Here is a 14363-nt window from a genome sequence, read left to right on the forward strand (position 1 = left end):
CGTCCGACGAGTAGCCCACCGAACTGATCAATCACCGTCGATCAGGGTGAGGAAGGCACTCAGCTCGGCGACGCCGGCAGGCGTGGCCGGCAGGTAGGCGGTCAACTGCGGTGAATACACCAGGTAGGCCGCCCACTTGGCCCGGGAGATGGCCACGTTCAGGCGGTTCTTCATGATCAGGAAGCCCATCCCTCGCGGCACATCCTCAGCAGATGAAGCGGCCAACGAGACGATGGCGATCGCGGCCTCCTGGCCCTGGAACTTGTCGACCGTTCCGACCCGGACCTGGCTGAGCCCGGCAGCAGCCAGCGCCTCACGCACGGTGTTCAACTGTGCGTTGTACGGGGTGACCACGATCACGTCACGTTCGGTGATCGGGTCAGCGGAGCGATTCTCTGACGGGTCGGTCCACGGTCGCCCCAGAGCCTGGCGCACCAGGCGGACGACTGTGTGGGCCTCTTCAACGGATTCGACCGCGTTTCCGGTGTGCTGCACGGGTACCGGGTGCAATCCCGGTTCGATCCCGTCGAGGGAGCGCAGCGCGGCATCCGGATGCGCGTGCAGTTCACCCTCATACGACAGACGGGATACCGGCGTGGTGACGGCCGGGTGCATGCGTCGGCTCTCCGCGAGGAAGTACCCGAGTTCGACCGGCAACACGTCGTGCCCGGCACTCACCCAGCCGAGCGCCGACTGGTCGATCGGCTCGGGGTGGGTGCCCTGGCTCACCTGCGGCAACTGTTGAGGGTCGCCCAACAGCAATAGGTTTTCAGCCGCCACGCTGGCCGCAATCGTCGACGCGAGCGAGAACTGCCCGGCCTCATCGATCACGAGAAGGTCGAGGCTGTGCCGCGGAACACGGGCCGGGTTGCTGAAGTCCCACGCAGTGCCACCGACGACAAAACCGCTGGTCTGGTTATCGGTGGCGAAGTTCAGTTGCCCGTTCGAAGGCAATACGGTGAAAGTGGTTTGGCCATCCGACGGTTCGTTCGCCGCTGTGCCGCTCTTCATCACCTTTCCGACCAGTGCCGGGTCGAGGCCGGCCTTGACCACCGCGTCGAGCAGGTTCTCCACCACAGCATGCGATTGGGCCACCACGCCGATCTTCCAGCGGTGCCGCCTCGCCAGTGCGCTGATCACGTGCGCACCGAGGTAGGTCTTTCCGGTACCGGGAGGCCCCTGCACCGCAAGGAACGAATGGTCGAGGTCGAGAAGGCTGCCGATCACTGCCTCGATGCGCCCGTCCGGGTCGGTCACCGGCTGCAGTGCACCCGACCAGGTGCGCGGGGCGGTGCGTCGCAGGATGTCGACCATCGGGTCACGGGGCCATTCGGGCCGGGCGTCGAGGATCGCCTGTGCCCACTCGTCGATCGCCGGTTTCTGCTGACCGGCCGAGGGTGGGCTCGCGGGGGTGAGTGCGCTTGGCAGGTCAGTGTATGCCTCAACACCTTTCGTCAACAGCTCCTCGACGAGGATGCTGCCGTCATCGGGTACCTCGAGCACGCGCACGGTGCGGGCGGTGCGCGCCCCAGGGGCAGTGCGCTCATCGGTGAACGGGCCCGGGTACTCGTACAACAGGTAGGGGCCCGACTGGTCTGCGGGTTTGATGTTGCTGCCGGGGGCGAGCCGGCCGCGAAGCCGCAACAGGCGGCGAAGGGATTGTCGTTTGGTCTCCTGAAACCAATCCTTCTCCACCACCGCGCGTTCCACGACGAAGACGTCACGGGTCTCTTCCCACTGGTCGATCGGCTGGACCAGCCGGTCGAAGTGGCCCCACCAGAAACTCTTGTGCTCCCGCCGGTGATAGTCGATCGCGGCGGCGGCGAAGGCTGCCGCGGTCTGGTCAGCGCTGCGGTTCGGGTTGTCTGCTCCGCCAACGTCGCCGGCAATGGCGAGCAACGCGTCACGCAGCGGGGTGGGCTCCACCTCGATGACGGCCTTCTGGGTCTGGTGCCTGCCGACCGGCACGCCGTGCGTCGTCGCCAGTCCGAGCAGCCAGTCACGCAATCGCAGGGTGGAGACGCAGTCATACTCGTTGTAGTCGGCGATCGATTCCAGCATCCGCTCCCCCGCGGCTCGGTCTCCGGTCTCGATATTCTCCCGGGCCCGGGCGTATTCGGTGATCGAGTCGGCGGCGTTCGTCACGTCGCCTTCACGCAGGTCATCACCCATGTAGAGCGGCTCGAGTTTCTTGATCGAATATGAGCGCGAACCCACCCGCACCGCTTTGCGCACCACCGGGTACAGGTCGACCAGGGCGTCGTCGCGCAGCAACTGGTCGATCTCGTCCTCACCCACCCCGTGCCGGGCGGCGAGACTCAGCAGGTGGGTGCGCTCGTAGGCGGCGTAGTGGTAAATGTGCATGCCCGGAAAACGAGCCCTTCGCTCGCCGAGGTAGTCGAGGAAGTCGCGCAGCGCCTGCTTCTCCTCGGCGAAATTGTGCGCCCAGAATGCGCGAAAGGTTTCGTCGGGCTCAATCAGCCCGAAGAGGTAGTCAAGGCCCCAGCGCTCCGCCGTACCTTCGGTGTAGAGAGGGTCGCCTTCGAAGTCGAAGAAGATGTCTCCCGGGTTCGGCTCTGGCAGTACGGCGAGCGCCGGCGGGTTGTACACCTCGACCGGTGGCGGTTCGCCCTCCCGCGCATCAACCTGCAGCCGGGCCTGTTGCCGCAACCCGGTGAGGGTTTTCGCGGTCACGCCGTCGACGTCGCCATCGCTCGCGGCCAATTGATCAATACTGTGGATGCCGGCCTCCGCGAGCCGTGCCCTCTGCGTCAGTCGCATCCCGGCGACCAACAAGACATCCTTCTGATCGGTGACTTCGAGCGCACAGGTATCGCAGCGGCCGCACAGCGTATAGCGCGAGTCCCCCCAGAGAACCGGCTCGGTGTCGGCCAGACGCTCGGCCACCATTGTGAGCAGGCGCTGGCGCCGTTGCTTGTACACGGGCCGGATGTCAGCGAGTCGGTGCACGCTCGTCGTGCCGTCGCCGAGCAGCAGCTCGACGGTGTCGGCCGGACGCACCCCGATGCGTTCCAATTGCTCGGCGTAAGCGGCGAGCTGCAAGAGCGCGGTGACCCTGGCGGTTCGTGCAAGCTTGGTGTCTTGCACCAGGTAGCTGCCGTCGGGCTGGCGCACGATGAAGTCGGCGAACCCGATGAATGCCCCGGAACCGTCGGCCCCCTCGTCGAAGAACGTGGCTTGAAAGACCACGCCGGCTTCTGCTGAGAAGGCACGTTCGGTTTCGCCGGCGACCGCCCGCAGTGCTTCCCTCGACATTCCGTCGGGGCGCGGGATCTCCACCACTCGGGCACTGACGCGGTAGCCGTCCAACACCCGGAGCTCGTGCTCATCGCCCAAGCGTGCGGTGCGCTCCAGCATGGCATCAGGACTCTGGTCAACCGCGCCGATCCGGCCGAGCTTGGCGTCGAGTTTACGCAGAAATGCGAATTCGCAGGCGGAGGCCGCCGTGAGGTCGCTCGCGCTGGTGACCACGTCACCGTCGAGGAGGAACATCGGCTGACCCCTTTGTCTGAGAGTGAAAAAAGTTATGGTTGTAACGCGTCATTGGGAGTCTGGCAACCGAATGGAGCTGTCTCCCTGGGCACCGACCTCCACCCGGAGGTGTGCCGGGATCTGCTCCTTCATCGCACCGACATGGCTGATCAACCCGATCGTGCGGCCACCGGCGCGAAGGCTGTCGAGAGTGCTCATCGCCACGTCGAGGGTGTCGGCATCGAGCGAGCCAAAGCCCTCATCGACGAACAGGGTGTCAAGGGTCAGTCCACCCGCCTGATTCGTGACCACTTCAGCCAGGCCGAGCGCCAGCGCCAGCGAAGCCAAGAAAGTCTCCCCTCCCGACAGCGAACGGGTGGCCCGGGACCGACCGGTGTGCTGGTCGATGATCTCCAGCCCGAGTCCGGAGCGCACCCCGCGATATTGCTTGGAGTCGTCATGTTCCAGGGAGTACCGTCCACTGGTCATGACCCGCAGTCGCACGTTCGCCGCGGTGACGATCTCTTCGAGTTGCCCGGCCAGAACGTAGGTCTCCAGGCGCATACGCCGAGTGTTCGAGCCGCCTCCCTGAACAGCTGCCGCCAACTGCTGCACCTCATCATGCTCCCTCGTCAACTGAGCCGATGATTCCAGCCGCTGCCGCACCCCGGTCACCACTGTGGAGAGTTGTGTGTGGCGCTCCTGAATCATGCTGCGGTGGGCGAAAGCGGCATCGCGGGCGGTGCTCGCCTGGTCGCGGCGTTCGGCGGCCGGTATCGTGTCCATCAGAGTTTCCGGTAGGTCGGCGAGAGAGGGTTCCGCCAGAGTCGACCGCGCGGTCGCGTCGGCCTGCTCCCAGTCGCGTATGGCCGCCTCGAGCCGTTGGCGCTCTGCCTCATCGAGACGGGCTGCATCTACCGACTCCTCGCTGCTGAAGTGATGGGCGACCAGTTGTGCATCAACGTGCTGGGTCGCCGCCGCGAGCGCCTGGTGCCGGGATTCTCGTGTGGTGAGGGCTCGCGCCAATGCTCGGGCGGCTTCGAGGGCGCGTTGAAGGGCAGACGATCGCTCGGCAACGCTCTCGAACTCCTTCTTTGCACGGTCGACGCGCTGCACGATCGCGGTGAGCCGTGCATCCATCTCAGTGAACCCGGCCAGGGCGGCATCGCGAACGGACCGCAACCGTTCGGCTTCGGCGCCCAGTTCGGCCTGTTCGTTCTTCAATCCTGTCAGCTCAGCCTGCTGCGTGATGAGCTCGCTGCCGGCATCTGCTGCCCGCTTCACGTCGGCCTCGGCCTCCACCAGTTCAGCGGAGAGCTCATCGGCGCCCTTGCCGGTCGCACGCGCCAGGGCGGCGGCCAACTTCGCCTCGACCCCCTTGGCCACCGCGCGAGCATTGTCCAGGGCGGTGCGACAGTTCTCGAGGCTCTCGTGTGCCCTGTCCAGGTCTGCTTCAGTGACCGGCTCACCCGCAGTGACAGCCGGCTGCGGATGCTCCACCGATCCACAGACGGCACATCTTTCACCGGGTTTCAGTTTGGCCGCGAGTTCGCCGGCGTATCCGGCGAGGCGACGACGGTGCAGGTCGTCGAGATGTGCCGCTGCAGCGCTGTTTGCCGAAGCGGCCGCCCCTTCCGATTGCTGCGCAGCGATCAATTCGGGGCCGAGGGCTGCGGCTTCGCTGGCACCCTGCAACGCGGTGGTCACCCGCTGCACCGCCTCAGTGGCTGAGGAATGAGTGGCCGCGGACAGCTGGGTCTTCAGCACGCGGTCGCCCAGAGCGTCGATCAATTGTGGCAGCTCGGATGCCCGCGATGCGTTCTTCGTCACGGCCGCTTCCGCATTGTCACGGAGTGTCTGGCGCGCGGCCAATTCGTCGCGCAGTTCGGGTAGTGCCAGCTCGTCGTGCACTACCTGTTCGAGGGCACCGATGGCGTGGGCGTTCTGGTCTATCGACGCGGCGATGGCAGCGGCGTCGACCTCGGTGGCGGCCGGCGTCTGATGCTCCTTCGCCGCCTCCTCAGCTGCCAGGAATGCGCGCAGCGCGGCGTGCTCGCTCGCGCGTGCGTCTTCCAGCGCCGTGGCTGCGTTTCGCCGGGCCTCGACCTGCGGCCAAACAGCGGCGGCGGAGATCGCCTCGTGCACGCGCCGGCGGTCTGCGGTGATCGCGTCGGCCTGGCCGGTGAGGGTCTCCAGTCGCGATCGGGCATCATCGCGCCGTCGCTGGCGGGCCAGCGTCTCGACCTGTTCCCGATGAATATGATCAGCCTCCGCGAAGGCTGCATCGGCATCGGTGGTGGCTTTCTCGGCCGCGACGAGCGCATCCCCCAGCCGGCTGAGCGCGGCTTCAAACCACTCCAACGTGGGGTGCTCCGGTGCGGCATCGAACTCGCCTGCGGCCCGCTGGACCGGGTCGCCGCTCGGTTCGTTGGCGGGCTCACCGTAGAATCCAGCACCGAGCCCCTCGTCACTCTCGCCGGTCTGCAACTTCGGATCGGCATTCACCGCGCCACCGGCAACCGATTCGGCCAGCAGGTCGACGACGCGCCTGCCCTCTTCGCGAACCTGGTCGACCGCCGTGCGCAGCCGCGACTCGATGTCTTTGGCTCGCCCGGCGAGCGCGGTCTCATATTGTTCGAACCGCCGCGTGCCGAACAGGCTCCGAAGCACGGCCTGGCGCTCGTCGTCTCTGGCCAACAAGAACTCCTGGAATCGATTCTGGGCCAGAAGCACGACCTGCAGAAACTGCTCTTTGGTGAGCCCGACGATGCGAGCGAGTTCATGCCCCACATCGCGCGGCCCCGATGCCAGACCCACCCAATGCTCAATATCAGTGGCACCGGTCGCTGCCCCGGCGACGGTGCCTGTGCCGTTCGCCTCGTCCGGTTGCCAGACAAACAGTTCGGCGGTGGGCTTCTCCTTCGTGGTACCCGTTCCGCTCTTCTTGGCTCGTTCGTATTCGGGCGTGCGGCTCACCCGGTAACGATTGCCTCCGGCCGTGAAATCGAGCGTGACGTAACTGGGGTCTTCCGGTGCGGCGTGGTGGCTGCGCAATCGGGTCTGCGTGCCGTCATAGCGCGGTACAGCATCGTACAGCGCGAAACAGATTGCGTCGAGGATGCTTGACTTTCCGGCACCGGTCTTTCCCGTGATCAGGAAGATGCCGTCGTCGATGAAGTGGTCGAAGTCGACGGTCTGCGCGGTGCGGAACGGACCGAAGCCGGCCACCTCAAGTCGGTGGATCCTCATCGGGCCGCCTCGGTGGCCGCGAGTGTGGCGATCACGTCGGCGATCACCCGTGCCTCATCGGCGGTCGGGCCCACCCCGTTTCGTACGTGTTCGAGAAACCCGGAGAAGACCTCATGGTCGCCCTTGCCTCTCAGCCGTTCACTGTAGCTCGTGGCGTCATCGACGGTGAGGATCGTCGGCTGGTGTTCCAGGTTGACACACCACGGGAAGCGCCGCTGCAAGCGCCGCATGCCGTCAATCGGCCGCGCCTGGTCGGTGAGCACGGCACTCACCCAGGACGATTCGTGTTGGTCGAACCGGGCATCCGTCAACAGTTGGTCGATCGTTCCGGTGAGCTGAACCAGGGCGCGAGAAATGGGCAGGTTAAGCCATTCGACAGCGGCGCGCCCTGACGGGCCGAGGTCGACCAGCCAGACACCCCGAGGTTTTCCGGCCTCGGAGAAGGAGTAGTGAAGCGGGGCGCCCGAGTAGCGCACTCGTTCACGGAGAGTGGCGCGACCATGGATGTGCCCGAGTGCGACATAGTCGTGCCCCTCAAAGACGCTCACCGGCACCAGGTCGAGGCCGCCCGCGGTGATGTCACGCTCCACATTGCTGGCCTGAACTCCCGCTGCGAAGCAGTGGGCGAGCACCACCGAGCGCCCGCCCCTTTGCGCACGATCATCGGCGATGAGCGACATCGCGTGCGTGATCGCCTGCTCGTGGGTGCGCAGTTCGACCCCGGGAAACCGGTGCCGGATGAGCGCCGGTTCCAAGAACGGAATGCCGTAGAAGTGCACCGGACCGTCGGCGTCGACGAGGGTGACCGGTTGATCGACCTGCTCAGGGCGAGTGAGCACGTGCACCCCGGCGAGGCTCGCGAATTCCGATTGGAAGCCGAGCCGGGTGGCCGAATCGTGGTTGCCGCTGGTGACCACCACCTGTGCGCCAGCCGCGAGGATTCCGCGCACCGCCGTGGTGAACACCTCGAAGTAGTCGGCTGCCGGGGTGGCCGAGTCGAACACATCGCCGGCGACGAGCACCACATCGATATTCTGCTCGCGCACGTGGTCGATCAGCGCATCAAGCACTTCGCCCAACGCTTCGTGCGTCGAGTGCCCGTGAAAGGTGCGACCGATGTGCCAGTCAGAGGTGTGCAGGATTCGCATGTTCTCACGTTATCGGTCGCCTACGACATTCACCTGTCTGGCCTGACGCCACACGGTTCGACGCGAGACAATGAAGAGATGATCCGTGGATATTCTGCCGAGCAGGTGCGGGAGGCCGAGGCCCCACTGCTGGCTGCCGGTGTTCCTCTGATGCGCCGGGCCGCGGCCGGCCTGGCCGACGAGATCCGCCGGGTTCTGGCAGAACGATCCCGGCCGGCATCAGACCCCGGAAATGCAGATGGCGAAGACGCAGTCGCCGGCCATCCGGAGGCTGCCCGTGTCGTGCTGCTGGTGGGCTCCGGGAACAACGGCGGTGACGCCCTCTACGCGGGAGCCGAGCTCGCCGCAGAAGGGGTGAGTGTTGCGATCGTCAGCACCGGCAACCACGTGCAAGAGGCCGGACTGGCCGCAGCGCTCACGGCAGGCGCCCACCGTGAACCGGCGGAAGCCGACCGGGTGTCTCGGCTTGCCGCCGAAGCCGATATTGTCGTCGATGCAATTCTCGGTACCGGCAGCAGCGCGAACCCGGCGTTGCGCGGGCTGGCCCGCGAGATCGTCGCGGCGATTCGCCCGGTCGTCGCCGGGGGTTTTCCGCGGCCACACGTGGTCGCCGTCGACATTCCCAGTGGAACCAACCCGGATGACGGGTCGGTGCCCGATGCGACTGTGCTTCCCGCCGACGTCACAGTCACTTTCGGCGGGTGCAAGGCCGGACTGCTGCTCCGGCCTGCGTCAGAGCTCGCCGGCCGCGTGCGGCTGGTCGACATCGGGCTGGGTGCGCGTCTCGCCGGAATGCAACCGCTGGTCAGTGCGCCCGATCCACTTCTGTGAAGATTCGGTCACCCGTAGCGCACGAGCTCATTCCGCCTGGTGGGAAGGATCCTCGAGGCCAGGCCCGAGCTCGCTCTCCAAACCCCCGATGACGTGGTCGACAATCACCTGCGGGCTGTCCCGGATGTCGACACTGATTCCGCGTTCATCGGCCCCCAGCGGTTCCATGGTGTCGAACTGGGATTGCAACAGCTCGGTGGGCATGTAGTCGTGATGGCGGTCGCGGATTCGCTCGGCTATCAGCTCGATCGAGCCGACCGGATTAATCACGAAGAGCTCGGGAACGGCCTCCCGCAACAGGTCACGGTACTGCTTCTTCAAGGCCGAGCAGACGACAACAATGCCGTCATCGGCATGCTCGGCCAATGTGCGCGCGATGGTCTTCAGCCACGGCAGGCGGTCTTCGTCAGTGAGCGGGATTCCGGAGGCCATCTTGGCGATGTTCTCATCAGAGTGCAGTGCGTCGCCGTCGATGAAACGCCGCCCGAGCCGTGCCGCGAGAATCGCCCCGATTGTGCTCTTACCCGCACCCTGCACCCCCATCACCACGATGGGAGGAATATTTGCTGGCATCCGTGCTCCTTGATTCAGCCCTGATCTGCACGCACGTTCGTTCCCTCACCCCACCCTACGGCCCCGTCCCCGTCAGTTGGGACGTTTGATTTCGTTGAGCGTGCGCTCGATGGCATTATCCGGACGTTTCAACACCATCTACTGCTCGCTCGCCGAGTCGAGCGACGTTCACGACCACGACGGACAGATCACCGGCCAGGCTGGACCACGACCGATAGTGTTGACGAATATGCGCCTCCTCTTCATCCGACACGGTCAGACGCCTGGGAATGTCGCCGGCCTCATCGACACCGCCCACCCCGGCCCGGGTCTCACCGACCTCGGCCACCGGCAGGCTGCACACATCCCGGTCGAGTTGAAGAACGAACCGGTCGACGCGCTCTATGCATCGACGCTGGTGCGCACCCAGTTGACGGCCAGACCCTTGTCGACGGACCGAAAACTCGACATCGACGTGCGCCCGGGCCTGCACGAGATCCAAGCCGGCAGCCTGGAGAATCTTCGCGATCACGAAGCCGTGCGGGCCTACCTGGAAACCGTGTTCGCGTGGGTGGCGGGCGATCATGATGTCGCCATGCCGGGCGGCCCCGACGGGCACGAGTTCTTCGGCCGTTACAACGCCGATCTGCGCGCGATCGAGGCATCCGGCGCCTCGTCGGCAGCGGTCGTCAGCCATGGCGCCGCCATCCGGGTCTGGGTTGCCGCGAACGTCACCAATGTGTCGCCCGTGTTCGCGCAGGAGAACCACCTGGACAACGCGGGGATCGTCGTTGTGGAGGGCTCGTTCGAGCGTGGATGGACTCTGTCCAGTTGGGCGGGCCGGTCGATCGCCGACCACGGCGAACCGGGCACCCCGATCGTCACTCCGCCGCGCCCTGACGTGCACGACCCCACCGGCGAAACCCTCAGCGAGGCGCGCGCCGACTCCGACTAGCCGTCCGGAAAGACGCGCTTGTAGCTGCGTCCGTCCGGCAACGTCACCGTCTCGGCTCGCAGTGTTCCGCGAGTGACCCGCAGGTAGATCGCCTGGGCGGAGACACCCAGCTTCGTGGCGGCCTCTGCCACCGACAGCCCCGGCAGGTCCGTCGGCACGCTGCTCGGTCGCGACGACCGTTTGCGGCCCGCCTGATGCCGGGCAGCGATCTCGTCATCGCTGCCCTGCCAACGCCATTTCGCGGCGGCGGGTTTGATCGACGCGGCCCGAGCGACCTGCTCCCAACTCGCCCCCGCCTCCAGAGCGTCTCGTACGCTCGCGAGCGTCGCCGGGTCGTTCTCCAGCGCGCTGATCAGCGAACGGATGCCGTCCAGCCGCTCCAACGCATCCGGAACCTCATCGACCCCGTCTGCCGCAACGACGCGCCGAAGAGCTGCCCGCGTCGACTCTGCCAAAAAGCTCACGATGGATCTGCCCGGGCCCCTTCTACAGCGCCCACTTCGACACCGTGGCGTTGAACTCAGCCGGTGCGGTGCCGAATCCCATTTGGGTGGGCATGGTGGCAATTTCTGCATTCGGCAGGTTCGTCGTGATCCATCGCTCAGCGGCATCCGCCCAATCGTCGCGCGCGATGAACAGCGTGGGGATCGTCGTTGAAACGTCTGAGGCGGTTGCCGAGAAGTCACTGGTCAAGCCGTCGGCAGCGGTGGTGATGGCGACATGTTCCGGAGTCTGGAAACCCAGTTGCACAACACGGGTGACATCGGGGTGATCCGCTGCAGTGTCGCCGTCACCCACATCGACCTGTGACTCGGTCACCGAAGCGGGTACGGGCGGCAACAATAATTCGGTCATGGTGCCACCTAAGCAGAGCCCACGACGCAAGGGCAAGAGGCGCGAGGGCCCGGGCGAACGGCTGAGCCCGGATCAGTGAGCCCGGCGGATGCCCTGCACTCAGCCGATCAGCGTGACAACGTCTTTGGGCGCCTCGTCGACGAGCAACGTGAACACGTCTGGGCGTGAATAATGCCCGGCGCTGTCGAAGTCGAACTTCGCCCGCGGAATGTCGTCGAGGTCGATCTCGGCGACCAGCACGCCCTCTTCACCACGCAACGGGCCGGCGAGCACCTCACCGAGCGGTGAGACGATCACGCTGCCGCCGTTGATCAGCACCGTCTCTGGGGCCTCGCCCTGCACGGGATGAACGTCTTCCGGCAGGTGGGCCCGGGTCAGGTACTGGCCGGCACCGATCACGAAGCAGCGCCCCTCCAGGCTGATGTGCGTCATCGTCGACTGCCACTGCGGCCGGTCGTCCACCGTCGGCGCGCACCAGATCTGTACCCCTTTGGCATACATCGTCTGGCGGAACAGCGGCATGTAGTTCTCCCAGCAGATTGCTGACCCGAGCACGCCCAACTCGGTCGAGACAGCGGGCATGGTCGAACCGTCGCCCTGTCCCCACAAAAAACGCTCTGCCGCTGTGGGCATCAGCTTGCGATGTTTGGCCACCATCCCTTGACCCGGCACGAAGAAGGCGGCCGTGCAGTACAGAGTGCCACCGTCGCGTTCGATCACACCGACCACCAGGTGCACGTCAAGCTCGGTCGCGAGCTCGGCGAGGTGATCAGCCTCTGTGCCGGGCAGGTCCACCGCCGATTCGAAATAGCGCCGGAACTCGTCCCGGCCACCCGGCGCGCGGGAGCCCACGGTCACACCGAAGTCGAGGCCCTTCGGGTATCCGCCGAGGAAGGCCTCGGGCAGCACGATCAGCCGCGCACCGGCATCCGCCGCCTCTCTGATGAGACGTTCCCCCTTGGCGAGAGTGGCCGGGGTGTCGAACAGCACTGAACCGGCCTGAACAGCGGCCACCGTGATACGCGTCATGCCCCGAGCCTATGGCACCGCGACTGACCGCCTCGTTTCACCCGCTCAGAACCAAGTGCTCAGCCACGGAGTCGTCGGGGAGCGGAACGCGGCGTCGAACGCGATCGCCGAGCCCGGTTGCACGTCGGTGAGTCGGCCGGCGCGCGCCAGGGTTGCGGCCGACACTCCCCCCACATAGAGGGCACCGAGTTCACTCACCCCGAGGGTAAGTTCGGCAGTGGCATCGGGTACACCAATATCCGACTCCAGCGCCGTGATGGTGCCCACACCGGCGTCGTCGACCGCGAGCAGCACCCGTCCATCTGCGAATCCCAGTGGATCGCTCACTCGCAGTACGATCCGACCGGGCGCACTGTAGCGTCGCGCTTCGAGGGCATCCTTGAGATCGAGGATGCGCACCCACAGATGGTCATTCACGGCGGCGGCACGCACGGCCCGCGGGTTGGCGACGAGCCAGAGCAGGGGCTCGTCGACAGGACGCAACCGCGCCGACACCGACCCGACCAGGTCAAGCCCCAGCAGGTACTGCCACAATCCTGCATAAGCGTCGTCAGTGACCGAACACAGGTATTCCACAGTCGCGACACGCTCTGTGTTCTCACCCTCGGAGTGCTTCACGCTATAGATGGCGAAACCCTGCGGAACCCCGTCCGCATCGTCGAATCGCACCGCACGGTTCTGCTTGGCGTTGTCCTCGTCGCCCACAACACCGACAAGCTCGCCCCAGAGCTGCTCGTCGAGAGTGACGTCGCCGGGTGAGCCGAGTTGGGCCCGCTCCAGAATCTCCCGCCCAGATCTGTGGATGTGCTGCAACGACACCAGGTGCACCCTGCCGGCTGTCTCGCGTCCAGCCCATCCCGCCCTCCGGGTCTGAATAGTCAGTTCGGCCCCTTGGGTGGCGGGTCCGAAACCATAGCGACCATAGAGCGTGGCCTCGGAAGCGGTGAGCACGGCGAGCGGCAGATTCTGCGCCGCGGCGGTGCGCAATTCTCCCTCGATCATGGCTCGGGCGATGCCGCGGCGGTGATGGGTGGGTGCAACCGTGACGGAGCTGATCGCCCACGCCGGAACCTGCTTATCGCCCGGGACGGTCATCGCCAGCGGCCACGAGCTGACCGTCGCGATCGGGGTCTCCGGTTCGGCGGCCGTGTCGTCCCACACGCCGGAAGTTCGCCGGTAGGCAGTCTGCCCCACCAGCTCTTCGAGTTGGGTGCCGGCAATCCGCTCACCGTGGAATCCGCGCGCATCCGCCTGCAACCACGCCTCGAAGGCCACACGATCAGCCGTGTCGACCCGCTGCAGCCTGAGTCCCTGCTTCGTCATTCGTTCGGCTGATTGCGGATCGATCCTGATCTCAGTGAAACTCATCTGTTCAGGCTAATGCCCCCACCCGCGCCGACGCCACGAGCTCGCAGGCGTCCGACCGCTCGTCCGGGTCGTCGTCGGCTCGTTGGCTGCTTCGATCGGCTCGGGCCGAGACACAGACCGCCGATCACGCCGATTCGACCTCAACCGCCTGGAACCAGGGCGGATACACGGCGACACGCGCACGGTAGCCGGCGCGCTTCAATTTCGCCTTCACCTCATCGCGCACACGCTCGTTGCACACCCCGATCAGCGTCACCAATTCGAACGGGAGGGCGTCTTTCACGAGAAACTCTGCGTTGAGGATGCTCCCCGAACCATCTTCGGTGCGCAGCGAGCGCAGCATCTTCTCGGTGCCTGTCGGGCCCGTGCCGAACCGGGTGATGCTGAGGGCCGCGTCGCCGTCGGTCACGGAGTACGGCACCGCGTCGGTGGAGTCTGCGCAGGAGGCAAAGATGTCTTTCACCACGGTCACCACCACCACGAAATCCCGCGCGGCCAAAGTTAGTGCCCCGGTGGAGATGCGAGGGTCGATGCCCCGAGTTCGTACGGTGTCCCAGAGGTTGGCATCCGGCGACAGATAGAAGGGAACGTAGTCGGCGACGGTCGCCGTCTGGCCGGGAACAGCGGTTTCGCGGCGTACTTGGCGCACTTCCGGGGAAGCAACGTCGATCGTCGGTACCGCACCAGCTGTGTCAGCCAACAGCCCGCCGGACTCGATGATGGAATCCAGGTTGTCGACGTGGGTCACGTGATAAAGGCGCTGCTCAGCCACGTCGCCCGTGTGCGTGAGTTTCGTCGGCCCCGAAACCGCGCCGGGTGCTGTTCGTCGGGTCACCGGACGAGTGGCCTTTCTCGTCGACGATGTTCTCGGATTCGGCGCTGGC

Annotated in this window: 11 protein-coding genes; 2 read left to right on the forward strand and 9 right to left on the reverse strand. The window is 65.8% G+C overall.

Features of this window, described 5'->3' with window-relative positions; translation table 11 throughout:
* Positions 1-27: 27 nt before the first annotated feature.
* The 3 genes from DL891_RS12935 to DL891_RS12945 are packed head-to-tail and all read right to left on the reverse strand — an operon-like array spanning position 28 to position 7889.
* A complete protein-coding gene (locus DL891_RS12935; protein WP_111720846.1) occupies positions 28-3513 on the reverse strand; it encodes a bifunctional RecB family nuclease/DEAD/DEAH box helicase in 3486 nt (1161 codons plus the stop codon).
* A gap of 48 nt (positions 3514-3561) precedes the next feature.
* The gene (locus tag DL891_RS12940; RefSeq protein ID WP_111720847.1) at positions 3562-6741 is read right to left on the reverse strand and encodes an AAA family ATPase; all 3180 of its coding nucleotides are present in this window, start codon (positions 6739-6741) and stop codon (positions 3562-3564) included.
* The gene (locus tag DL891_RS12945; RefSeq protein WP_111720848.1) at positions 6738-7889 is read right to left on the reverse strand and encodes an exonuclease SbcCD subunit D; all 1152 of its coding nucleotides are present in this window, start codon (positions 7887-7889) and stop codon (positions 6738-6740) included. Before DL891_RS12945 ends, DL891_RS12940 begins: the two co-directional genes overlap by 4 nt.
* Before the next feature lie 78 nt (positions 7890-7967).
* Here DL891_RS12945 and DL891_RS12950 point away from each other — a divergent pair, with 78 nt between their 5' ends.
* A complete protein-coding gene (locus tag DL891_RS12950) occupies positions 7968-8720 on the forward strand; it encodes an NAD(P)H-hydrate epimerase (RefSeq protein WP_111720849.1) in 753 nt (250 codons plus the stop codon).
* 27 nt (positions 8721-8747) lie between these two features.
* On the opposite strand, the gene DL891_RS12955 is transcribed toward DL891_RS12950, so the two are convergent.
* Entirely contained in the window at positions 8748-9293 is a 546-nt protein-coding gene (locus DL891_RS12955) for a gluconokinase (RefSeq protein ID WP_111720850.1), read from the reverse strand.
* Between the two features lie 109 nt (positions 9294-9402).
* On the opposite strand from DL891_RS12955, the gene DL891_RS12960 reads away from it, so the two are divergent.
* Entirely contained in the window at positions 9403-10227 is an 825-nt protein-coding gene (locus DL891_RS12960; protein WP_198668890.1) for a histidine phosphatase family protein, read from the forward strand.
* Here DL891_RS12960 and DL891_RS12965 read toward each other — a convergent pair.
* The 5 genes from DL891_RS12965 to DL891_RS12985 form a co-directional block, all read right to left on the reverse strand.
* Positions 10224-10691 (reverse strand): hypothetical protein, encoded by a 468-nt coding sequence (locus tag DL891_RS12965; protein ID WP_111720851.1) that lies wholly within the window; start codon positions 10689-10691, stop codon positions 10224-10226. The two genes, DL891_RS12960 and DL891_RS12965, sit on opposite strands and share 4 nt — an antisense overlap.
* A 22-nt stretch (positions 10692-10713) precedes the next feature.
* Positions 10714-11082, reverse strand: a complete 369-nt coding sequence (locus DL891_RS12970) for a hypothetical protein (protein ID WP_157962497.1) — start codon at positions 11080-11082, stop codon at positions 10714-10716.
* A gap of 99 nt (positions 11083-11181) precedes the next feature.
* A complete protein-coding gene (locus tag DL891_RS12975) occupies positions 11182-12111 on the reverse strand; it encodes a carbon-nitrogen hydrolase family protein (protein WP_111720853.1) in 930 nt (309 codons plus the stop codon).
* A 45-nt stretch (positions 12112-12156) separates the two neighbouring features.
* The gene (locus DL891_RS12980) at positions 12157-13479 is read right to left on the reverse strand and encodes a GNAT family N-acetyltransferase (RefSeq protein WP_111720854.1); all 1323 of its coding nucleotides are present in this window, start codon (positions 13477-13479) and stop codon (positions 12157-12159) included.
* A gap of 124 nt (positions 13480-13603) precedes the next feature.
* Positions 13604-14314 (reverse strand): DUF4433 domain-containing protein, encoded by a 711-nt coding sequence (locus DL891_RS12985; RefSeq protein WP_157962498.1) that lies wholly within the window; start codon positions 14312-14314, stop codon positions 13604-13606.
* Positions 14315-14363: the final 49 nt, after the last annotated feature.

Source organism: Homoserinimonas sp. OAct 916, assembly GCF_003260275.1.
GTDB lineage: Bacteria > Actinomycetota > Actinomycetes > Actinomycetales > Microbacteriaceae > OACT-916.